Raw genomic sequence first — 22,004 nt, 5'->3', positions numbered from 1 at the left:
TACTATGCGGTGAAAGCCAATCCGGCCACCGAGATCACCGAACTGCTGCGCGACAAGGGCTCGAACTTCGACATCGCCTCGATCTACGAGCTGGACAAGGTGATGGCCACCGGCGTCGGCCCGGAGCGCATCAGCTACGGCAACACCATCAAGAAATCCAAGGACATCCGCTACTTCTACGAGAAGGGCGTGCGCATGTTCGCCACCGACTCGGAAGCCGACCTGCGCAACATCGCCAAGGCCGCGCCGGGCTCGAAGGTCTACGTGCGAATCCTCACCGAAGGCTCCAACACCGCCGACTGGCCGCTGTCGCGCAAGTTCGGCTGCCAGACCGACATGGCGCTGGACCTGCTGATCCTCGCCAAGCAGCTGGGCCTGGTGCCCTACGGCATCTCCTTCCACGTCGGCTCGCAGCAGCGCGACATCGATGTCTGGGACGCCGCCATCGCCAAGGTCAAGGTGATCTTCGAGCGCCTCAAGGAAGAAGACGGCATCGTCCTGCAGATGATCAACATGGGCGGCGGCTTCCCGGCCAACTACATCGCCAAGACCAACGACCTGACCACCTACGCTGAAGAGATCATCCGCTTCCTCAAGGACGACTTCGGCGACGAACTGCCCGAGATCATCCTCGAACCGGGTCGCTCGCTGATCGCCAACGCCGGCGTGCTGGTCTCCGAAGTGGTGCTGGTCTCGCGCAAGTCGCGTACCGCCGTGGAGCGCTGGGTGTTCACCGACGTGGGCAAGTTCAGCGGCCTGATCGAGACGATGGACGAATCCATCAAATTCCCGATCTGGACCGAGAAGAAGGGCGAGATGGAAGAAGTGGTGATCGCCGGCCCGACCTGCGACAGCGCCGACATCATGTACGAGCACTACAAGTACGGCCTGCCGCTGAACCTCTCCAGTGGTGATCGCCTGTACTGGTTCTCCACCGGCGCCTACACCACCAGCTACAGCGCGGTGGAATTCAACGGCTTCCCGCCGCTGAAGGCCTACTACCTCTGAGCCCCGCCGCTGACCGAAACGCCGCGCTTGTCGCGGCGTTTTCGTGTCTGGTGTTCCTACAAATCTCGCGTCCCTTTGGGCGTGGTCGGGGACGTTTGGTCTTGACCGCGAACGGGTTAGGCACGAACGCGCGAGTCGGCGACGACGCTCAGACCGGCGAGGTGGCCTGGCCGATCAGTTCGTTGCAGCGGCGCGAATAGGCGAGGGCGATGTCGTCGATCTCCGGCAGGGCCGCTGCCAGCAGTTCGTCGCGGGCCTTGCGCAGGAACTTCAGGTGCCCGCCCTGCAGCGCCTGCAGGAGCCAGTGGCGTGCCCGCTCCCAGTCGCCTTGGGCGATGAGCACCGCGGCATAACTGAACTGACCGCGAAAGTCGCCGGCTTCGGCCGAGCGCCGATACCACTGGTGGCCGGCCTGGGGATCGGCGGGCACCACGCGGCCGTCCTCCAGATAACGGCCCACCAGGTTCATCGACTTCGCATGGCCCAGCTCGGCGGCGCGGTGATACAGGCGAAACGCGAGGGCCTGGTCCATGGGCACGCCGCGACCGGTGGCCAGCAGGTTGGCGAGGTTGTAGAGGCCCCAGTCCAGCTCGCGACGCGCGGCGTGGCGGTAGTGCCGGGCGGCGGCGGCCGGGTCGGGCTCGCAGCCCCAGCCAAGTTCCAGACAGCGCCCGGCCATGTTGCTGGCCATGGCGTGGCCGCGGTGGGCGGCGATCAGGAACCACTGGAGCGCCAGCGCGGCGTCCTGCGCGATACCGCGCCCGTCGAGCAGGATCTGGCCGAGCAGCGCCTGGGCATCGAGGTCGCCCTCGGCGGCGGCATCGAGGATCAGCCGCGCGGCATGGCGCGGATTGCGCTGCAGTTCGCTGAGCATCTGTTCGTCGCTGACGACTTCTTCACGGAGCAGGTGCATGTCAGACCTCGACCCAGCGGCGCAGCAGGTTGTGATAGGTGCCGGTCAGCTGGATCAGCGAAGGGTGTTCGGGCACGTCCCGATTGAGTTGCTGGATCGCCTGATCCAGCTCGTAGAGCAGGGTGCGCTGGGCATCTTCGCGGACCAGGCTCTGGATCCAGAAGAACGAGGCCAGGCGCTCGCCGCGGGTCACCGGCTCGACCTTGTGCAGGCTGGTGCCCGGGTAGAGCACCAGGTCGCCGGCGTCGAACTTGACCCGTTGTGTGCCGTAGGTGTCCTGGATCACCAGTTCGCCCCCTTCGTAGCTGTCCGGCTCGCTGAAGAACAGCGTGGCCGACAGATCGGTGCGCACCCGCTCGGTGCCCGCGCCGACCTGCCGTACCGCGTTGTCGATGTGATAGCCGAAGGCGCCGCCGCCGGTGTAGCGGTTGAACAGGGGCGGGAAGACCTTGCTCGGCAGTGCCGCGGACATGAACTGCGGATGGTGCCACAGGCGCTGCAGCATCGCCTCGCCGATCTCGCGGGCAAGCGGATCGTTTTCGGCGAGCTGGAGGTTGTGCTTGGCCCTGGCCGACTGGTAGCCGGCGGTGGCCTTGCCATCGCGCCAGTCGGCATCGCTCAGCGCGGTGCGGATGTTCCGGAGTTCGTCGGGGGAAAACAGGTTGCAGATGCGCAGCAGCATGGCTCACCGGGGGCAGGCGGGACGGGCGATGGCCCATGGGCGGGCTCATCGTGCAAGGCGAAAGTGTATAGAAAATGTAAGAAAATGTATTGATATCGATTCTCGTTTCGCATATTTTCGCCGCTCCCATTACCCCCTCGAGGAACTGTTCACCATGCGCGAAGCGCCGGAATTCAAGCTGCAATACCCGGGTCTGATGGCGTCGGCCATCGGGGTCGCGATGACCGCGTTGTCATCGCCGGCGCTTGCGCAATCTGCCGCCAAGCCCCGTCCGGACAGCGAGTCCGCGGTCGATCTGGAGTCCGTCACGGTCGTCGGCCAGGCCGAGGCCTACAAGACCGAATCGGCGTCGAGGAAGTACACCGCGCCGCTGCGCGAAACGCCCAAGTCGGTCACGGTGATCTCCGAGCAGGTGATGAAGGACAGCGGTTCGCTGTCGCTGGCCGATGCCCTGCGTACCACGTCGGGCATCACCTTCGGCGCGGGCGAGGGCGGCAATCCGGCGGGCGACCGGCCGATCATCCGCGGCTTCAACGCCGAAAGCGACACCTTCGTCGACGGCCTGCGCGACCTCGGTTCGCAGACCCGCGAGGTGTTCAACATCGAGCAGATCGAGGTGAGCAAGGGGCCGGGGTCGGCCTATACCGGCGCCGGCTCCACCGGTGGCAGCCTCAACCTCGTCAGCAAGACCGCCAAGCGCAACGATTTCGCCGATGCGGGCTTCACCTACGGCTCGGACCAGACCCGCCGCTACACCCTGGACGTCAACCGGGTGATCAGCGAGAACGTCGCCGGCCGCCTGAACCTGATGAAGCACGATGCCAACGTCGCCGGCCGCGACGGTGTCGACGTGAGCCGCTGGGGCGTCGCGCCGACGGTGACCTTCGGCTTCGACACGCCGACCCGGGCGACGCTGTCGTACTACCATCTGGAAACCGACGACATGCCGGACTACGGCCTGCCGCTGACCGTCGCCACCGCCGCCAACCCCGGTCGCACGCCGGTCAGCGTGGATCGCGACAACTTCTATGGGCTCGCCGCGCGCGATTTCCGCGAGAGCACCACCGATGCCGGAACGTTGCGGCTCGAGCACGACCTGAGCGACAGCCTGACCCTGTCCAACACCACCCGCATCGCCCGCACCACGCTCGACACCATCGTCACCAACCCGGACGATTCGCGCGGCAACGTCGCCAACGGGCTGGTGTCGCGGTCGTCCAAGAACCGCAATTCCAGCAACCGGAGCTGGGTCAACCAGACCGACCTGACCGCGCGCTTCGAGACCTCAGGCCTCGAACACACCCTGGTCGGCGGGATCGAGGCGAGCGCGGTCGACGTGCATAACCGGCCCTACGTGGTGACCCAGGGCGCGCCCGGGACCACCTGTACCGCGGCCACCCTGGCGTCGGGCGACTGCACCAGCCTCTACGATCCCAATCCGAAGGACGCCTGGACCGGTAGCGTCGCGCGCAGCAGTGCCAGCACCGATACCGACACCCGGACGCTGGCCGCCTACGTCTTCGACACGCTGAAATTCAACGAGCAGTGGTCGCTGAACATGGGGCTGCGCTACGACGACTACGAGACCCGGCAGAAGGCGGTCGCAGCCACCGGTGCGGTCACCCGGCCGGAAAACACCAGCCACTTCTGGAACTACCAGCTGGGCCTGGTCTTCAACCCGCTGCCCAACGGCAGCGTCTACGTCGCCTGGTCGACCTCCAGCAACCCGTCCGGCGAAACCGCCGGGGAAGGCGCCGACGGCCTCAGCACCAGCAACGAGATCCTCGATCCCGAGCGCAACCGCAACTACGAGGTGGGCACCAAGTGGGACCTGCTCGACGAGCGCCTCGGCCTGACCGCCGCGCTGTTCCGCACCGAGAAGACCAACGCGCGGGTCACCAACGCCGATGGCTTCCAGTCGAACATCGGCGAAACCCGGGTCGACGGCCTGGAGCTGAGCGCGACCGGCCAGCTCACCCGCAACTGGCAGGTGTTCGCCAGCTACACCTACCTGGACGCCGAACTGGTCGAGTCGGGCGCCGCCAACGTTGGCACCCGTAACGCGCCGGTATGGGTGCAGGGCCTGTACGACGGCAACGAGGTGCCGAGCACGCCGCAGAACAGCTTCAGCCTGTGGACCACCTACCACCTGACCGAGGACCTGACCGTCGGGGGCGGGGCGAACTATGTGGATTCGCGCTACGGCGACACGGCCAACCTGATCCAGGTGCCCGACTACTGGCGTTACGACGCGATGGCGGCCTATCGGCTGAGCAAGAACCTGGACCTGCAGCTCAACGTGCAGAACCTCGCCGACAAGCGCTATTTCGACCAGGTCTACGGCGCGCACATGGCCCATGTGGCCGCCGGGCGCACGGTGTTGCTGAGCACCAACGTGCATTTCTGACGGGACAGGCACAAATGAAAAGCCCCGCGATTGCGGGGCTTTTTCGTCAGGCCTTGAGTGATCGCTGAGCGCGTTCGATGACCGCCTGCAGCTTGTCGCTGTGCAGGTAGTGGTCCGGATACAGCCGCTCCGAGTGGCGGGCGACGCCGTGCTCGTTGACCAGGGTGAAGCTGAAGCCCCCTTTGCTGGTGGTCGCCAGAATGTGGCACTGCAGCGGGGAGAAGGCATTGCGGAGGGCGCTCATGGCGGCCTGTGCTTGTTGTTGAATCGACATCTTTATAGGTACTCACGTTCGGCCAAGACGGCCGCGAAGAAGAACTCCGAATTCGCTGCCAGACGTGGCAGTCAGAATGATCCTTATCGGAGCAGAGACAGCTGAAGAAGTTCATCGCACAAGGATGCTTGCAGCTGGCGAAAGTACTTGGGAGGCAAGGAGTCCCGGCAAGGTTCAGGCCGGTGACGATCAAGGAGGGGCCGCGCAGGCGGTCTTGTTGATATGCAGCGGGTACTAACGGGCAGCAGCATAACGGCTATGGCTCTGAAATTGTTGGATGTTGCGCACATTCCGACGACAGGTCGCCCGCTTCGAGCGAGGCGGCCGCTCAACGGCGCGGGATTAATCCTTTTTTCATTCGGCGAGCCTTCAAATTAGGTCGATCGGCCGATGTTCCCGCCCGGGTTCCCGAGCGAACAATCCGGCCAGCCGCGTCGCCCGTAAGGATCAAGCAAGGAGGCTGCCACTCCCCCGAAGCGCTTGAACGACAAGGCGGCACGCGGCATGGAAATCCACAAGGAGCAGATTGAATGCGCACACTCAAGCCACTGGCTGCCTGCATGTTTCTCATCTTCGGCGGCCATGCCCTGGCCGCCACCTCGGCGCTGCAGATTCAGGACGGTGCCGACAACGAGGCGCTGATCGAGCAGCTCAACGGTGACGGCAACGTCGCCGACCAGAGCCAGTTCGGCGATCTCAACCGCTCGGCCATCACCCAGGATGGCGGCGCCAACACGGCGATCACCCAGCAGTACGGACCGCTGAACCAGGCCGAACTGGTTCAGGTCGGCACTCTCAACAGCGTCAGCGTCTACCAGGTCGGCTACAACAACGTGGGCGAAATCACCCAACTGGGCGACGGCAACCAGATCGTTCTCAACCAGGACCAGGGGTTTGGCGAGCCCTATCTGCTCAACGGCTCGAGCGCGACGCTGTATCAGCAGGGCAACGACAACAGCCTGACGGTCGACCAGACCTGGTATGGCAACGATCTGACCGTGACCACCCTGGGCGACGGCAACAGCATGCACGTGGTTCAAAGCGGTTTCGGCAACGCCCGGCTGCAGCAGGAGGGCAGCGGCAACGTGGTCACCTTCGAGCAGCACAACGACAGCTTCGGTGGTTCGATGGAGGTCAGCCAGGCCGGCAACGGCAACTCGGCCAGCATGGCCCAGAGCGGGGGCGGTCGCTACGACGCCGGCACCGCCACGCTGCAGCAGAACGGCGATGCGAACCGGGCGAACGTTGCCCAGTACGGCGGATTCAACGAGCTCCGTTTCAGCCAGGACGGCAACGGCAACGAACTGGACGCCTACCAGGGCGGGCGCAGCACCGTGCTGGTGGGCAGCTCGACCGGTGACTTCAACCGCGTCGAGATCCAGCAGAGCATGGACGGTAACCACGCGGAACTGGTTCAGGTCGGTTCCGAGAACCTCGCCCAGATCGACCAGGGCGCCTATAACAGCAATGCCCAGGTCAGCCAGATCGGAATGGCCAACCAGGCCACTCTCGTGCAGTCCTCCTGGGATGCCAGCGCCAGTGCCAGCGTGATGCAGAACGGTAGCGGCAATCAGGCAACCATCCACCAGCGTTGAGTCAGTCGCGGCCGGCGCCTGCCGGCCGCGTTCACCTCGGCACCAAACAGCCCTCCTTCAGCCGGATTCCGACGACAGGCAGCCCATTCGGCGAGACTGCCGATGAGCGGTACGGGACTAATTCCCCGCTCGTCTCATGCACGTCCAATTTGGATCGATCGGCCGATTTCCGCGCCCCGACCTCGAGCGAACAATCCGGCAGGCCCGTCGCCCGCAAGCACCCCCGAGCACTCGGGAAGGCGGCCCGCGAACGACATCATGAGGAGGACGTATACATGAGCACACTGAAGCCACTGGCTGCCTGCCTGTTTCTCATCTTCAGCGGCCATGCCTGGCCGCCAATACGGCGCTGCAGGATCAGGAGGGCATCGACAACGAGGCGGTGATCGAGCAGTTCAACGGCGACGGCAATCTGGCCGAACAAATCCAGTCCGGCACACGCAATCACTCGGTCATCAGCCAGGATGGCAGCGACAATACGGCGTACGTCGAGCAGGCCGGCGAGCAGAACCAGGCGAAGGTGGCCCAGGTCGGCAACCTCAACAGTGCCAGCATCCACCAGGTCGACTACGACAACCTTGGCGAGATCACCCAACTGGGCGACGGCAACCAGGCGGACCTGCGGCAGGGTCAGCAAGGCGAGCCCTATCTCACCAACGGCTCGAGCGCCGTGCTGTACCAGGAGGGCAACAACAACAGCGTGACGGCCGTCCAGCAGTGGTACCGCGCCAACCTGACCGTGAGCTCCATCGGCGACAACAACGACGTTCAGGTGACGCAGGGCGGCTTCAGCGACATCGACGTGGCCCAGGTGGGCAACGACAACATCGCCAATATCGTGCATCAGGTGGCCGGTGCGGGCAGTGTGATGTCCCTCGAACAGATCGGCAACGGTAACGTCGCCAGCATGAGTCAGACGGGCGGCGCCCGTAACAACCCCGGCAGCGCCAGATTGCAGCAGAAAGGCGACAACAACCAGGCGGATATCCGTCAGGGCGGTCATTTCAATGAGGTGGACTTTAGCCAGGAGGGTAACGGAAACGAGCTGGATGTCGTTCAAGGTGGGGAGCGCATCGTGTTCACGGGCAGCTCGACGGGCGACTTCAACCGTGCGGAAATCGACCAGGGCGCTAGCGACGCCTATCTGGAGCTGACGCAGGTGGGCTCGGAGAACGTCGCGAAGGTCGACCAGCAGGCCTATCAGGGCGAAGCGCAGATCAGCCAGATCGGCACGGCCAATCAGGTCACCCTGATGCAGGCGTCCTCGGCGGTCGCCCCCAGCGCCAGCGTGATGCAGAACGGCAGCGGCAACCAGGCGACCATCACCCAGCGTTGAGCCTACCGGGCCGGCGCGCGCCGGCCGCCAGTCAGTAAAGGTCGCGGCGGTAGCGTCCCTGCTCCGCCAGCGACTCCAGGCGATCCTCGCCCAGCAGCTCGACCAGCAGCTGGTGCACGTCCCGGCCCATGCCTTCGAGGCTTCCGCACAGGTAGAGCGCGGCGTCGTCCTCCAGCCAGTCGCGCAACGGCTGCGCCGCTTCACGCAGCAGATGCTGTACGTAGACCTGTCCCCCGTCGCGCGAATAGGCGCGGTCGAGCCGTGCCAGATGGCCCGAGCGCTGCCAGCCTTGCAGTTCATCGTCCAGCAGGGCGTCATGGCGCGCGCTGCGTTCGCCGAACAGCAGCCAGTTGCGCGACCCCGCTGCGCGCTCGCGCAGGTGCGCGCGCAGGCCGGCCAGTCCCGTACCGCTGCCGATCAGGATCATGGGGGTGGCATCGCCGGGCCCATGGAACGCCGGGTTGGAGCGAATCCGCAGATCGATCGACTCGCCGAGCGCGGCGTATCGGCAAAGCCAGCCGGAGCCCAGGCCGAGACCGCCATCCTGGCCGGTCTGCTGGCGGACCAGCAGCTCCACGCAGCCGTCGGCGGGCACCGAGGCGATGGAGTACTCGCGATGCGGCAGCTTCGCGAGCTGGCCTGTCAGCTGCTGGGCCGGCAGGCCGCGCAAGGCGTCCAGCGCATCGGGCAGGCGGTACGCGGCCAGGTGTCGGGCCAGCGATTGGCCGTCTTCGAGCGGTTGCGCCCCGTCGAGTCCGAGGCGTTCCAGCCAGGCCGCGACCGTTGCGGCTGGCTGGCGCGGCCCGATCTCGGCGATATCGCCGGCGCGCCAGGCCGGCAGCGCGTCGGTTGGCGCGAGCGCCAGGTGATGGATCGGCGCGCCGGGGCTGCCGGGGTTCAGGCACTGGCGACGCTCCAGTCTCCAGCGGCCATAGGGCGCCGGTTGCCAGTCGACGAAGTCGCTGCGTCCGCTGAGATGACCCAGCAGGTGCTGCCAGTGCCGTACGGCGCTGGCGTCGCCGCGGTCCACCTCGACCCGATCGAACAGGGGCGAGGCATGGCGCTGGCGCAACCAGCGGTCGAGCGCCACGGCAAAACCGCAGAACTGCGCGTACTGGCGATCGCCGAGCGCCAGCACGGCGTAGGAGAGGTGCGACAGATCGAGTTCCCGGCCCAGCACCTGGCGGGCGAAGCGGGCACCGTCGTCCGGCGCCTCGCCTTCGCCATAGGTGGCGCAGACGAACAGCACGCGGCGTTGCCGCTGCAAGCGTCCGACATCGCAGGCGTTGAGCGGCAGCAGCTGAGCGTGGAGCCCGGCTGCTTTCAGCTGCGCGGCGCTGAGTTCCGCCAGGGCGCGGGCCTGTCCGCCCTGGCTGGCATGGAGGATCAGCAGGTCGTGCGCCGACGGGGCCGGCACGGTCGCATCGCCTCGTCGCAGGGGCCGGTACCAGAGGCAGAGCACGAGGTAGGCGACGCCGACGAGCACGGCCGACAGCCCGCGCGGCGGCCGCAGCCAGAGCAGCAGAACGGCGAGCAGCAGCGCGCCGAGCCATGGCCAGTGGCGAAGGGCGGGCGCAATGCGGGAGCGGGCGTCGGACAAGGAGGGAAACCTGCGGGGAATCACAGGCGCCGAGCCGCTGCCCAGGGACAGCGCTCGGCGCCGGTCGGTTACTGCGGCAGCACTTCGAAGGTGGCGCTGTAGCTGGCGCGGCGGGTGGTGGCCGGCGCGATCACGTTCTGCTGCGTGTCCAGTTCGGCTTCCAGCCAGTACATGCCCGCCTGCGGCCAGGTGATCGCGACCTTGCCGTCGGCATCGGTGGTGAATTTCATCTCGGCCAGGTCGTCGCGGTAGCGGTTGCCGCCCCGGATGACGCTCACCTCGAGGTCGGCGGCGGGCTTGCCGTCGAGCAGAAAGACGAACTCGGCCGCTTCGCCCGCGAAGAGGTCGTTGGGGTGAGTGACCGGCGACAGCTCCAGCCCCTGGCCGGTGGGCTCGAGGACACCTTCGCTGGGGTTGCCGGAGGTCACGAAGACTTCCATGCGGTTGCTGCGCTGGGACACCTTGAGCTCTTCGGCCTCCTTGGGCACCTGGGCGGAGAAGTCCGCGGCGCTGCCCATCCAGCGGCGCTGCTCGCCGTTTTCCTTGTAGCTGGCGAACAGGCCGTCGTTGGCGATGGCCAGCTTGTAGGTCCCTTTCTGGGTCAGGTGGACATCGAAGGTGCTGCGGTAGCGGCCGACGGCGCCGTTCTCGGCTTTCTGCAGGCTGCCGTCGGGGGCGATGATCTGCAGTTTGGCGCCGGGGCGGCGCATGGGTGTCGCGCCGGCCTGCGGCGTGGCGGGCTTGTCCTTGGCGGCAGTGGCGGGCGCGGATGCCTGCGGGCCGGGGCGTCCCTGGCCGGGCTGGCCGATGCCTTCGATCTGCAACGGGAAATGCTCGAAGTAGAAGAGGTCGTTGGAGACCGCGGCGTCCACGGTGATCCACGGGTCTTCACCCGACAGCACGGTGGCGGAGGGCAGCATCCAGGCCCGGTGAGCCTGGGCAGAGAGCGGCAGGCAGATGGCCAGCGCCAGTGCGGTCCACTTGATCATCGGTTTCATGGGGGCGTCCTTCAGGGTGTGAGCGTGAGGGTAACGGTGCCCAGTTCGCTTTCGCCCTGGGCCTGTTCGGTGGTGGCCTGCGTGGGCGGCCAGCTGAAGGGCAGGCGCAGCAGTTCGCGCCCGCCTACTTCGCGGGCGGCCTCGACCACCACGCGATAATCGCCGGCGGGCAGCGCCTCGAGCGGCGCCTGCGCGTCCGAATAGGTCAGCTTGTGCACGCCGACGGCACGGGTCGCGCCGCTGACGCCATCGACCGGCATTTCCAGGCTGCGGCCGCTGCGACGCCACCACTGGCGCAGGTCCTTGAGCCACTTTTCGCCTTCCTTGTCCTTGAGCTTGGTGTCGTACCAGACGGCAAGGTTGGCGACGTGGCTCTGGTCGGGTCGCTCCAGCCAGATCGCCACGTACGGGCGGTGGTATTCGGCCACCTGAAGACGCGGGATCTCCACGCCGAGTTCCAGGTTCGCCGCCATCAGCGACGGGCTGCACAGCGCGAGGGGCAACAGCAGGTGTTTACGCATCACGAGTCCTTCAGTGGATGAATAGCAGGGCCAGCAGAACGGGGATCACCAGGCCCGCGCCCACCAGCGGCCAGGTGCCGGGGCGGGCGCCGGCGTGGCGTTGCAGGAGCAGCAGTCCGGTGAGGCTGAACAGCACGCAGGCGACCGCGAAGACGTCGATGAACAGGCTCCAGGCGAGCCCGGTATGGCGGCCCTTGTGCAGGTCGTTGAACCAGGAGATCCAGCCCCGGTCGGTGCGTTCGTATTCCAGCTCGCCGCTGCCCAGGTCCAGGCTCAGCCAGGCATCGCCGCCCGGGCGGGGCAGGGCCACGTAGAGTTCGCCGTCGGACCACTCGGCCTCGCGCCCGGCGAGCGAGATGTCCAGTTCGCTTTCCAGCCAGCCGCGCAGCGCCCCGGGCAGGCCCTGGGCCGGCGGTGCGTCCAGCAGGGCCTGCTGCAAGGGCTCGGGCAGACGCGCCTGGTGGTGATGCACCTGGGGGCGGGATTCGATGGTGGCGGCGTGGTTGAGGGTAATGCCGGTGATCGCGAAAAGGAGCATGCCCACCAGACACAGCGCGGAGCTGATCCAGTGCCACTGGCGCAGGGTGCCAAACCAGAGTCGCGGCATGGGTTTCCTTGTTATGGGTGTCGCGAAGAGGTGAGGATTCTAGGCGTAGCGTGACGCGAATGCTAAGAATTTACCAACGGCATACATTCTCGTTTGACGGTATGCCGTTGGCCGCTGTCCCGCCCCGAAACGAAGAACGCCACCTGAGCGGTGGCGTTCGGAGCGGCGTTCTGAATCAGAACGTGAAGTTGGCGGACAACCAGAGGCGGCGGCCTTCTTCCAGTACCCCTGTGGTGGACTGAGTGCTCTGCAGGTAGTCGGTGCCGTAAGCGGTACCGCTGGGCGCCCCATTGTTGCCATAGGTCGTATAGGCGCGACCCCTGACGAAGTCCTTGTCCAGCAGGTTGTAGATCGTGGCGTTGAGCGTCACGTTCTCCGAGGCTCTGAACGAGCCGCCCAGGTGAAACAGCGTATAGGCCTTGGTGTTCTTGCCCAGGGTGTCGTAGATCGACTGGTTGGTGGAGTAGCTGCCGTTGGCATTGGCCAGGTTGTCGTACCTGGAGGTGAAGCGCGCCCGTTCGCCACGGTATTCGCTCTTCAGCCACAGATTGAGGCGGTCGGTGGTCTGCCAGCGCACTTGGGCATTGGCCAGGTGTTCCGGAGTATTGGTGAGAGGCTCGCCTTTGTTGTCCCCGCTCTTCTGCTCGCTATCCGTGTAGGTGTAGTTGGCGCTCAGCGTCCAGGCCGGCGCGAACTGCCAGCTTCCCGCCAGCTCCAGACCTTGGGTCACCGCTTCGTCGACGTTGATCTGCTGCGAGCAGGTGCCACCGTTGTTGCCTGCGCACAGTGGGTCCGAGATCGGGTCGCCAGCGGCGATCTTGTCCTTGAACTTGTTATGGAAGAGGGTGGCGTTGGCATTGAAGCCGGCCAGATTGTCGAAGTAGACACCGAATTCGGTGCTGGTGGTGGTTTCCGGGTCCAGGTTCGGGTTGCCGATGGTGATGATCGCGCCCTGGCCGGTAGCACCATTGATGCCGCCATGCAGGTCGTTCAGGTCCGGAGTACGGTAACCACGGCTGACGCCGCCCTTGAAAGTCCAGCTGTCAGCGGCATTCCAGACCAGGTAAGCACGAGGGCTGACGTGGCCACCGAACGCCTCGTGGTCGTCGTAACGGGCGCCCAGGGTCAGTGCCAGATCGTCGCGCAGGCGCCATTCGTCTTCGGCGAACAGTGCCCAGGTCTTCTGTTCGAAGTCGGTCTGGGCGATGCCATCGGTCATCTCCGCCTTCCACCACTGGGCGCCGACCGTGCCGATGTGGGATTCGCCGATCGGCGCGACCAGTTTGGTATCGAACACCAGGTTGGTGGTTTCCAGCTCGCGGGCGGCGCCGCCGATCGCACCGGGTACAGATGTCGGGGTTCCGATGGTGCCCGGAATGGTACGGCCGATGGTTTCGGTGGTGTTGTGCATCAGGCTGGAATCCAGAGTCCCGAAGCCCAGGCGTGCGGTGTGGGTCAATGCGACCTGCTCGCGCTCGAAGCGCAGCTCGTCGGCATATCCGCTGGCATTGGTGGATGGAGCCGTGCAGTTGTTGTTCAGGCCGTCGAGCGTACCGAGCTGACATTCGTCGTTGTTGTAGACCTGACGGCCTCGTTCCACGTCGAGTGCGAAATCGTGGTTCTCGTGGGGCGTCAGATCCAGGCGCGCGCCGAGGTTGTGTACACGCCCCTCGACCGGCGATGGGCCGCGCTTGCTGACCTCGACGCCGTTTCCGTAGGACAGATCGGACTCGTCCCGGTTGAACACGCTGCCGCGCAGCTGCAAGCCGAGCAAGTTGTCGATCAGCGGCCCGCTGGCGTACAGGCTTACGTTGCTGGTATCACCGAAATCGCGGTTTTCCTGGAAGGTGTGATCCAGGGTCAGGGAGCCACCCCATTCGTTGGCGACCTTCTTGGTGATGATGTTGATTACGCCACCCATGGCATCGGAACCGTAGAGCGTCGACATCGGACCGCGAATGACCTCGATGCGCTCGATGGCCGACAGCGGCGGCATGAAGCTGGTGCTGGTTTCGTTGAAGCCGTTGGGGGTGACGTTGCCGGCGGCGTTCTGTCGGCGGCCATCGATCAGGATCAGGGTGTACTGGCTCGGCATGCCGCGAATACTGATGTTCAGACCGCCGGTTTTGCCGGTCCCCTGGCCGATGTCGATGCCTTCCACGTCGCCCAGCGCCTGGGCCAGGTTGTTGTAACGTTTCTGCTGCAACTCCTCGGCGCTGATCACGCTGATGCTCGCAGGCGCGTCGGTCACCTTCTGTTCGAAGCCCGAGGCCGTCACCACCGTGGTGCCCAGCGTGACCGGGGTTTCCTGAGCGAGGGCGCAGAGACTGCAGCCCAGCACCGTACCGGCGACGGCTGAACGGGCGAGAGGCGATGGCATGGTCGAACTCCTTACGGATGTAAATTAGGAGTCGCATGATAATTATTCGCAATCGCCTTTGGTGCGCCTGCCTGATGTCTCCGTGCCTGCAAGCCCCTGAACTACGCTGAAAGCCTTGTGCCGTCTCGCTTGCAGCATTATTGCAAGAGATTTCGGCCCGCTGTTCGCGACCAGGCGAGCCCTTCTATGGCAGCGTGCGATGCGGTGACGATGAGCGTCAGGATCGCTCCCGCGCGGGGCGGGACGATCCTGACGAGAGGTGGGATCAACGCGGCTTAACGATCCGGAAGATCGTCGTTTAGGCGCTCGCGGTGGTGGGAAGCTGCCGTTGCACGACCTCTTCTGCGTAATGGCAGGCGACCTGGCGCTGGTCCAGCGGACGGAACTCGGGGACTTCGCTGCGGCAACGCTCGGTCGCGTACGGGCAGCGTTTGTGGAATACGCACCCCGATGGCGGATCGAGAGGATTGGGCAGTTCGCCGGCGATCTTGATCCGTGGTTTCTCCGGATTGCGCCGGATGCTCGGGGTCGCGGCCAGCAGCACCTGGGTGTAGGGGTGCAGCGGGCGGCTGTAGATCAGTTCCGCCGGGCCCATTTCCATCGGCCGGCCCAGGTACATCACCAGCACCTGATCGGCGACGTGGCGCACCACGGCCAGGTTGTGGGAGATGAACACGTACCCGGTGCGAAACTCCTCCTGCAGGTCCATGAACAGGTTCAGCACCTGCGCCTGGATCGAGACGTCCAGCGCCGAGGTCGGTTCGTCCGCCACCAGCACCTTGGGCTGCAGCATCATCGCCCGTGCCAGGGCGATGCGCTGGCGCTGGCCACCGGAAAACATGTGCGGGTAGCGCTGGTAATGCTCAGGTCGCAGGCCGACCTGCTGCATCATCGTCTGGACCTTCTCGCGCCGTTCGGCACGCGACAGCGAGGTGTTGATCAGCAGGGGTTCGCCGAGCTGGTCGCCGATCTTCTGCCGTGGATTGAGCGAGGCATAGGGGTTCTGGAACACCATCTGCACGTCCTTGCGCAGCTGCTTGCGGGCGGCCTTGTCGGCCCCGGCCACTTCCTGGCCGGCGATGCGCAGCGAGCCGGAGGTCGGCTCCTCGATCAGGGTCAGCGCCCGGGCCAGGGTCGACTTGCCGCAACCCGATTCGCCGACTACCGCCAGGGTCTCGCCTGGCTGCAGTTCGAAGGACACGCCGTTGAGCGCGCGGACCGTGGCGGTCGGCTTGAACAGGCCGCGGGAGATCTCGTAGTGGCGCGTCAGGTCGCGGGCGGAGAGGACGCTGCCCGGCGAGGTGTGTTCAGTGTGCATGAAACTCTCCAGCGGGGCGGCTCGGGCGTTGGGCTTGTGGCAATACCCGCGGCGTCTCGCCGGGGGCCATGTTGCGCGGGAAGAAGCAGCGCACCGCACCGCGGTCATAAGGCTCCAGGGCCGGGCGTTCCTGGCAGCGGGGCTGCGCGTAGGGGCAGCGGGGCGAGAGCAGGCAACCGGCCGGCCGGTCGTAGCGGCCCGGGACGATGCCCGGCAGCGTCGCCAGCCGTGGCGTGTCGGAGTGCTCGGGAATCGAGGCAAGCAGCGCCTCGGTGTAGGGGTGGGCGGGCGCCTCGAAGAGGGTCGGGACCTCGCCCATTTCCACCGCCTGGCCGGCATACATCACGCAGACGCGCTGGGCGGTCTCGGCGACCACGGCCAGGTCATGGGTGATGAGGATCAACGCCATGTTCTGGTCGCGCTGCAGGTCGAGCAGCAGGTCCATGATCTGCGCCTGGATGGTCACGTCCAGCGCGGTGGTCGGCTCGTCGGCGATCAGCAGTTGAGGTTCGCCGGCGATCGCCATGGCGATCGCGACGCGCTGGCTCATGCCACCGGAGAGCTGGTGCGGGTAGGCGTCGAGGCGGCTGGCGGCAGCCGGGATCTCGACCCGCTCGAGCAGCTCCAGTGCCCGTTGGCGCGCGGCCTTGCCCTTGAGCCCGAGGTGCTGGCGCAGCACTTCCTCGATCTGGAAGCCCACGGTGTAGCTGGGGTTCAGTGCGGTCATCGGGTCCTGGAAGACCATCGCCAGGTCCTTGCCGATCAGCCGGCGACGCTGGCGCCCCTTGAGCGACAGCAGGTCCTGCCCGGCGAACTGCAGGCGGGCGGCGTCGACCTTGCCGGGGGCATCGATCAGCCCCATCAGGGCCATCATGGTGACCGACTTGCCGGAGCCGGACTCGCCGACGATCGCCAGTACTTCGCCCTTGTCCACCGAGAGGTCGAGGCCGTCGACCACCGGCGGCGCGCTGGCATCGCCGAAGCGCACCGAAAGGTTCTGGATTTCGAGGAGGCTCATGGGCGGGTCTCCGGGGTGAAGAGGGTAGCGCGGGTGCGCCGGGTCTTGGCCGGCGGCGCATACGGGAAGAAAGGCATGTTCGGGACCCCTCAGGCGGCGTTCTTGAGCTTCGGGTCCAGCGCATCGCGCAGGCCGTCGCCCATCAGGTTGATCGCCAGCACGCTGAGCAGAATCGCCAGGCCCGGCAGCGAGACGACCCACCAGGCACGCTCGATGTAGTCACGCGCCGAGGCCAGCATGGTGCCCCACTCGGGCGTCGGCGGTTGCACGCCCAGGCCGAGGAAGCCCAGCGCCGCGGCATCGAGGATCGCCGAGGAGAAGCTTAAGGTTGCCTGCACGATCAGCGGCGCCATGCAGTTGGGCAGCACGCTGACGAACATCAGCCGCAGGGTGCCGGCACCGGCCAGACGCGAGGCGGTGACGTAGTCGCGGTTGAGTTCGGTCATCACCGCCGCACGGGTCAGGCGAACGTACGAAGGCAGCGAGACGATGGCGATGGCGAAGATGGTGTTGATCAGACCGGGGCCGAGGATGGCGACGATGGCCACTGCCAGCAGCAGCGACGGCAGCGCCAGCATGATGTCCATCAGGCGCATGATGAACGGGCCGAGCCGGTTCGGCGAGAAGCCGGCCAGCAGGCCGAGCAGGATCCCGGGAATCAGCGAGAAGACCACCGACGCCAGGCCGATCAGCAGCGACAGGCGCGCGCCGTGGATCAGCCGCGAGAGCATGTCGCGCCCCAGCTCGTCGGTGCCCAGCAGAAACTGCGTGGTGCCGCCCTCGGCCCAGACCGGAGGGGTCAGCAGGAAGTCGCGGAACTGCTCGCTGGGGTTGTAGGGGGCGACCCAGGGCGCGAACAGCGCGCAGAAGACCAGCAGCAGCATGTACAGCAGGCCCGCCAGCGCACCCTTGTTGTGGCAGAAGGCGCTCCAGAATTCGCGCAGCGGCGACGGGTAGTAGGGGGTCGGCTCGGCGGCCGGCAGGGTTTCGACGGTATTCATCTGCGGCCTCCTTCAGCGTTGATGGCGAATGCGTGGGTTGGCCAGGCCGTAGAGGATGTCCACGGTGAAATTGACCAGGATGACCAGGCAGGCGACCAGCAGGATGCCGTTCTGCACCACCGGGTAGTCGCGCGCGCCGATCGATTCGATCAGCCATTTGCCGATGCCTGGCCAGGAGAAGATCGTCTCGGTCAGCACGGCGCCGGCGAGCAGCGCGCCGACCTGCAGGCCGAACACCGTGAGCACCGGGATCAGCGCGTTGCGCAAGGCATGGACGAACACCACGCGCTTGGGCGACAGGCCTTTGGCGCGGGCGGTGCGGACGTAGTCCTCGCGCAGCACTTCGAGCATCGCCGAGCGGGTCATCCGGGCGATGACCGCCAGCGGGATGGTGCCCAGCACGATGGCCGGCAGGATCAGGTGGCGCAGGGCATTGAGGAAGGCGCCTTCTTCGTCGGACAGCAGGGTGTCGATGAGCATGAAGCCGGTGACCGGCTCGATGTCGTAGAGCAGGTCGATGCGCCCCGAGACCGGCGTCCAGCCGAGGCTCACCGAGAAGAACATGATCAGGATCAGGCCCCACCAGAAGATCGGCATCGAATAGCCGGTCAGCGAGAGCCCCATCACCCCGTGGTCGAACAGCGAGCCGCGTTTGAGGGCGGCGATCACGCCGGCCAGCAGGCCGAGGGTGCCGGCGAAGAACAGCGCCGCCAAGGCCAGTTCGACCGTGGCTGGAAACAGGGTGGTGAATTCGTCCCAGACACTGGTGCGGGTACGCAGCGATTCGCCCAGGTCACCCTTGGCGAGCTTGCCGATGTAGTCCAGGTATTGCGCGTAGAGCGGCTTGTTCAGGCCGAGGCGCTCCATCGCCTGGGCGTGCATTTCCGGGTCGACCCGGCGCTCGCCCATCATCACTTCGACCGGATCGCCCGGGATCAGCCGGATCAGCGCGAACGTGAGCAGGGTGACGCCGAAGAATGTGGGGATGAGCAACCCCAGCCGGCGCATGACAAAACTAAACATCGTGGTGAGTCACTCCTCATTAGGTCAATCCGCCGGAACTCGTGGCGCCGGCGGGTGTGTTTCTTCTTGTCCGAGGCAGCTGGTTGGCCGCGCTGCGGTGCGTCGCCGTCACCGCACGCGGGTCCTGGCGAAGTTGTTGTTGCTCATCGGGCTGATGGTGTAGCCCTCGACCGTGGTGCGCCGCACATTGAACAACCTGGGGTGCGCCAGGGGAATCCACGGCGACTGGCGGTGGAAGACGGCCAGGGCTTCTTCATAGAGCGGGGCGCGCTCGGCCGGGTCACTGGCCGCGCGCGCCTTGCCGATCAGCGCCTCGAACTTCGGGTCGCACCAGCGCGCCTGATTCTCTCCGGTTTCGGCCGCCGCACAGCTGAGGTTGGGGCTGAGGAAGTTGTCAGGATCGCCGTTGTCCCCGGCCCAGCCGAGCAGCACCAGGTCATGTTCGCCCGCCTTGGCGCGCTTGAGCAGCTCGCCCCATTCCAGCGAGCGGATGGTCAGGGTGATACCGGCCCTGGCGAGATCCGCTTGCATCATCTGTGCCGCCAGCGCCGGGTTGGGGATTGTCGGCGAGCTGCCGTTACGGATGAAGAGGTCGATGCGAAGGTCCTTCACGCCCGCCTCGGCGAGCAGGGCGCGGGCGCGCTCGGGATCGTGCGGCCAGCCCTGGATGTCGTGGTTGTAGCCTAGCAGCGTGGGTGGATAGGGCAGGACCGCGGGGCTTGCCGCGCCCGACCCGAACACCGCGCCGAGCAGCGACGGCTTGTCGATCGCCAGGTTGATGGCCTGGCGCACCCGCGCGTCGTCGAGCGGCTTGCGGGTGGTGTTGATCGCGACGTAGGTGGTCAGCAGCGCATCGATCTCGTCCACCGCGAGGTTGGCATCCTGCCTGAGCTGCGCCACGTCCTGCGGCTTGGGGTAGAGCGCCAGCTGGCATTCGTTGGCTCTTACGCGCTGCAGGCGCACGTTGGGGTCGAGGGTGATGGCGAAGATCAGGTTGTCCAGTTCGGGCTTGCCTTCGAAGTAGTCGGGGTTGGCCTTGAAGCGGATCTGGGCGTCCTTCTGGTAGCGGCCGAAGACGAACGGGCCGGTGCCGATCGGCTGGGCGTTGAGCTGGCCCTGCTTGCCTGCCGCGAGCAGCTGGTCGCCGTATTCGGCCGAATAGATGGAGGTGAACGGCATCGCCAGGTTGGCGAGAAAAGGCGCCTCCGGGCGGGTGAGGGTGAAGCGCACCGTCAGTTCGTCGAGCTTCTCGACGCGCTCGATCAGCTCGCCCAGGCCCATGGAGTCGAAGAAGCCGTAACCACGCGCGGCCGACTCGTGCCAGGGATGCTTCGGATCGAGCTGGCGCTGGAAGCTCCAGAGCACGTCGTCGGCGTTCATGGTGCGGGAGGGGGTGAAGTACTCGGTGCGGTGAAACGGCACGTCGGGGCGCAGGTGAAAGGTGTAGGTCAGGCCGTCGTCGCTGATCTCCCAGCGTTGCGCCAGGCTCGGCTCCAGTTCGGTGGTGCCGGGCTTGAACGCCAGCAGGCGGTTGAACAGGGTCTCGCCGGCGGCGTCGGCCGTCACCGCGCTGGTGTACTGGACCACGTCGAAGCCTTCGGGGCTGGCCTCGGTGCACACCGCCAGGCTCTTGGCCTGGGCCAGCGGGGCGCCGGCGGCGAGGGCGAATACCAGCGGCAGATGGCGCAGGGTCGAATGCATGGAAACTCTCCTGAAGGGCCGGGCGCAACCGGAGGGTGCGTCCGGCCCCGTCGCGATCAGAGCAGGTTGAACGGGAAGGTGCTGACGATGCGCAATTCGTCGACGCTGCCGTCGATCTGGTCCTTGCTCGCCCGGTGGGACATATACATCACCTTGAAGGTGCTGTCCTTCAGGACGCCGCCCTGCACCTTGTAGCCACCGGTGATGCCGTATTCGTGGTGGCGCTCGCCGTCCATCGCGCGAACCTCGGCGTAGTTGCCGTAGGCACCGTTGCGGTCGCCATCGTAATGGGTGCCGTCGATGTCCCAGCCCTTGGCGTACCACAGTGCGGTGCTGAAACCGGGGATGCCGAAGTAGCTCCAGTCGGTGTCGTAGCGGATCTGCGCGGATTTCTCGTTCGGGCTGTTGAAGTCCGACAGCAGCGAGTTGGCCAGGTAGATGGCCGCGGTCTCGTGAACGTAGTCGAAGTATTCGTCGCCGTCGACCTGCTGCCAGGCCAGTGTCAGCCCATGGGCGCGGTGGCTGAGGGTGAACGCCAGGCTCCAGGTGTTGTTGTCGATGTAGCCGGCCTCGCGCGAGCCGGCGTCGGTGGTGCGGTAGCCGTTGAAGGCGGTGCGCAGCGACAGGGTCTCGCGGTCGCCCAGGTCGTGGGTGACGCCCAGGTAGTACTGGTTCCAGACGTCCTCGAAGCGGCCGCCGTAGGCGGAGATCTCCAGGTTGTCGGCCGCCTTGTAGGTGCCGCCGAGGTAGTGATAGCGATCGCCGCGCGCTTCGCGGGTGCCGTATTCGGTGGTCAGCGGCTCGTCGCCGGAGCCGGTGCGCGGGCTCACGCGACGAAAGCTGCCGGCCTGCAGGGCGAGGTCGTCGAGCTCCTCGCTGGTCACCGCGTAGCCGGTGAAGCTCGACGGCAGGGCGCGGTTGTCGATGTAGTTGAACACCGGCGTGTCGACCAGGAAACGCCCGGCCTTGAGTTCGGTGTTGGAGACGCGCAGGCGCACGTCCGCGACGCCCAGCTTGGACCACTCGTCCACGCCCCGGCCGTCGCTGGCCAGGGTGCGGTTGCCGCCGCCACCGATGCGCCCCTTGCCGCGCTCGAGGTTGATCGCGTTGAAGGCGGCGATGTCCACGCCGAAGCCCACCGGGCCCTGGGTGTAGCCGGAGCTGTACTTGAGCACGGTGCCCTGTACCCAGGCGCGGCGGGTATGGGTCAGTTCGGAGCCGCCTTCCTTGGGGATGCGGAAGTAGAAGCTGTCCTGCATCTGCTCTCGGGCGGCGAAGTTGCGGGTGGTCAGCGTCAGCGCCTGCCCCTCGAAGAAGCCGGTGGCGCCGGCCTGGCCGCGCACGGGTTCGTCGACGGTGGGGAGTCGCTGGATCTCGGTCACCGGGCTGGGATTTTCCGGTGTCGGGGTGACGTCTGTCTGAGTGTCGAGGGTCTGGGCATGGACGCTCATCGCGAGCAGGCTCAGGCTCAATAGGGTGCCGCTACCAAAGGGGTGCTTCATTGCATGGCTTCCTGGTTTCAGTTCTTGTTGAGCGCAACGACACCCGGCCCTGCCAGATCCGGTCGGTGACTGGCCTGGGGCATGACGACGAGCATCCTTGCGGACTTCTGGCAGGCGTGC

18 protein-coding genes are annotated in these 22,004 nt (G+C 66.1%); 4 read left to right on the top strand and 14 right to left on the bottom strand.

The window, feature by feature from the left end; genetic code table 11:
- Window positions 1–1,008 (top strand): type III PLP-dependent enzyme (locus DN824_RS05885; RefSeq protein ID WP_138407413.1); only part of this gene is annotated, 1,008 nt, incomplete at its 5' end.
- Between the two features lie 148 nt (window positions 1,009–1,156).
- Here DN824_RS05885 and DN824_RS05880 read toward each other — a convergent pair.
- Window positions 1,157–1,921 (bottom strand): tetratricopeptide repeat protein, encoded by a 765-nt coding sequence (locus DN824_RS05880; RefSeq protein WP_138407412.1) that lies wholly within the window; start codon window positions 1,919–1,921, stop codon window positions 1,157–1,159.
- 1 nt (window position 1,922) lies between these two features.
- A complete protein-coding gene (locus DN824_RS05875; protein WP_138407411.1) occupies window positions 1,923–2,603 on the bottom strand; it encodes a Fe2+-dependent dioxygenase in 681 nt (226 codons plus the stop codon).
- A 154-nt stretch (window positions 2,604–2,757) separates the two neighbouring features.
- Between DN824_RS05875 and DN824_RS05870 the strand changes: the two genes are divergently transcribed.
- Window positions 2,758–5,010 carry a TonB-dependent receptor gene (locus tag DN824_RS05870; protein ID WP_138407410.1) on the top strand — a complete coding sequence of 751 codons (2,253 nt, stop codon included), beginning with the start codon at window positions 2,758–2,760 and terminating at the stop codon, window positions 5,008–5,010.
- Window positions 5,011–5,056: 46 nt separating this feature from the next.
- On the opposite strand, the gene DN824_RS05865 is transcribed toward DN824_RS05870, so the two are convergent.
- A complete protein-coding gene (locus tag DN824_RS05865) occupies window positions 5,057–5,284 on the bottom strand; it encodes a hypothetical protein (protein ID WP_138407409.1) in 228 nt (75 codons plus the stop codon).
- A 530-nt stretch (window positions 5,285–5,814) separates the two neighbouring features.
- Between DN824_RS05865 and DN824_RS05860 the strand changes: the two genes are divergently transcribed.
- Window positions 5,815–6,879 (top strand): hypothetical protein, encoded by a 1,065-nt coding sequence (locus tag DN824_RS05860; RefSeq protein ID WP_138407408.1) that lies wholly within the window; start codon window positions 5,815–5,817, stop codon window positions 6,877–6,879.
- Between the two features lie 382 nt (window positions 6,880–7,261).
- Entirely contained in the window at window positions 7,262–8,215 is a 954-nt protein-coding gene (locus DN824_RS05855; RefSeq protein ID WP_138407407.1) for a hypothetical protein, read from the top strand.
- A 31-nt stretch (window positions 8,216–8,246) separates the two neighbouring features.
- Here DN824_RS05855 and DN824_RS05850 read toward each other — a convergent pair whose 3' ends face one another.
- The 11 genes from DN824_RS05850 to DN824_RS05800 form a co-directional block, all read right to left on the bottom strand.
- The gene (locus DN824_RS05850) at window positions 8,247–9,815 is read right to left on the bottom strand and encodes a flavodoxin domain-containing protein (RefSeq protein ID WP_241666566.1); all 1,569 of its coding nucleotides are present in this window, start codon (window positions 9,813–9,815) and stop codon (window positions 8,247–8,249) included.
- A gap of 68 nt (window positions 9,816–9,883) precedes the next feature.
- A complete protein-coding gene (locus DN824_RS05845) occupies window positions 9,884–10,813 on the bottom strand; it encodes a DUF4198 domain-containing protein (RefSeq protein WP_138407406.1) in 930 nt (309 codons plus the stop codon).
- 11 nt (window positions 10,814–10,824) lie between these two features.
- Window positions 10,825–11,334, bottom strand: coding sequence for a DUF2271 domain-containing protein (locus DN824_RS05840; protein ID WP_138407405.1), 510 nt, complete (start codon window positions 11,332–11,334; stop codon window positions 10,825–10,827).
- A gap of 10 nt (window positions 11,335–11,344) precedes the next feature.
- Window positions 11,345–11,941 carry a PepSY-associated TM helix domain-containing protein gene (locus DN824_RS05835; RefSeq protein WP_138407404.1) on the bottom strand — a complete coding sequence of 199 codons (597 nt, stop codon included), beginning with the start codon at window positions 11,939–11,941 and terminating at the stop codon, window positions 11,345–11,347.
- Between the two features lie 175 nt (window positions 11,942–12,116).
- Complete coding sequence (locus DN824_RS05830) at window positions 12,117–14,321, bottom strand: TonB-dependent receptor domain-containing protein (RefSeq protein ID WP_138407403.1); 2,205 nt, start codon at window positions 14,319–14,321, stop codon at window positions 12,117–12,119.
- 298 nt (window positions 14,322–14,619) lie between these two features.
- Window positions 14,620–15,639, bottom strand: coding sequence for a peptide ABC transporter ATP-binding protein (locus DN824_RS05825; protein WP_138407402.1), 1,020 nt, complete (start codon window positions 15,637–15,639; stop codon window positions 14,620–14,622).
- Entirely contained in the window at window positions 15,629–16,657 is a 1,029-nt protein-coding gene (locus DN824_RS05820) for an ABC transporter ATP-binding protein (RefSeq protein ID WP_138407401.1), read from the bottom strand. Before DN824_RS05820 ends, DN824_RS05825 begins: the two co-directional genes overlap by 11 nt.
- Before the next feature lie 89 nt (window positions 16,658–16,746).
- Window positions 16,747–17,658 carry an ABC transporter permease subunit gene (locus DN824_RS05815; protein ID WP_138407400.1) on the bottom strand — a complete coding sequence of 304 codons (912 nt, stop codon included), beginning with the start codon at window positions 17,656–17,658 and terminating at the stop codon, window positions 16,747–16,749.
- A 12-nt stretch (window positions 17,659–17,670) separates the two neighbouring features.
- Complete coding sequence (locus DN824_RS05810; RefSeq protein WP_138407399.1) at window positions 17,671–18,681, bottom strand: ABC transporter permease subunit; 1,011 nt, start codon at window positions 18,679–18,681, stop codon at window positions 17,671–17,673.
- A 108-nt stretch (window positions 18,682–18,789) separates the two neighbouring features.
- The gene (locus DN824_RS05805) at window positions 18,790–20,382 is read right to left on the bottom strand and encodes an ABC transporter substrate-binding protein (protein ID WP_138407398.1); all 1,593 of its coding nucleotides are present in this window, start codon (window positions 20,380–20,382) and stop codon (window positions 18,790–18,792) included.
- A gap of 56 nt (window positions 20,383–20,438) precedes the next feature.
- A complete protein-coding gene (locus tag DN824_RS05800; RefSeq protein ID WP_138407397.1) occupies window positions 20,439–21,884 on the bottom strand; it encodes an OprD family outer membrane porin in 1,446 nt (481 codons plus the stop codon).
- Window positions 21,885–22,004: the final 120 nt, after the last annotated feature.

The organism is Stutzerimonas nosocomialis (assembly GCF_005876855.1).
Taxonomy (GTDB): domain Bacteria; phylum Pseudomonadota; class Gammaproteobacteria; order Pseudomonadales; family Pseudomonadaceae; genus Stutzerimonas; species Stutzerimonas nosocomialis.
Note: the sequence above shows the minus strand (reverse complement) of the source record. Positions and strands in the feature narration are given on the sequence as shown.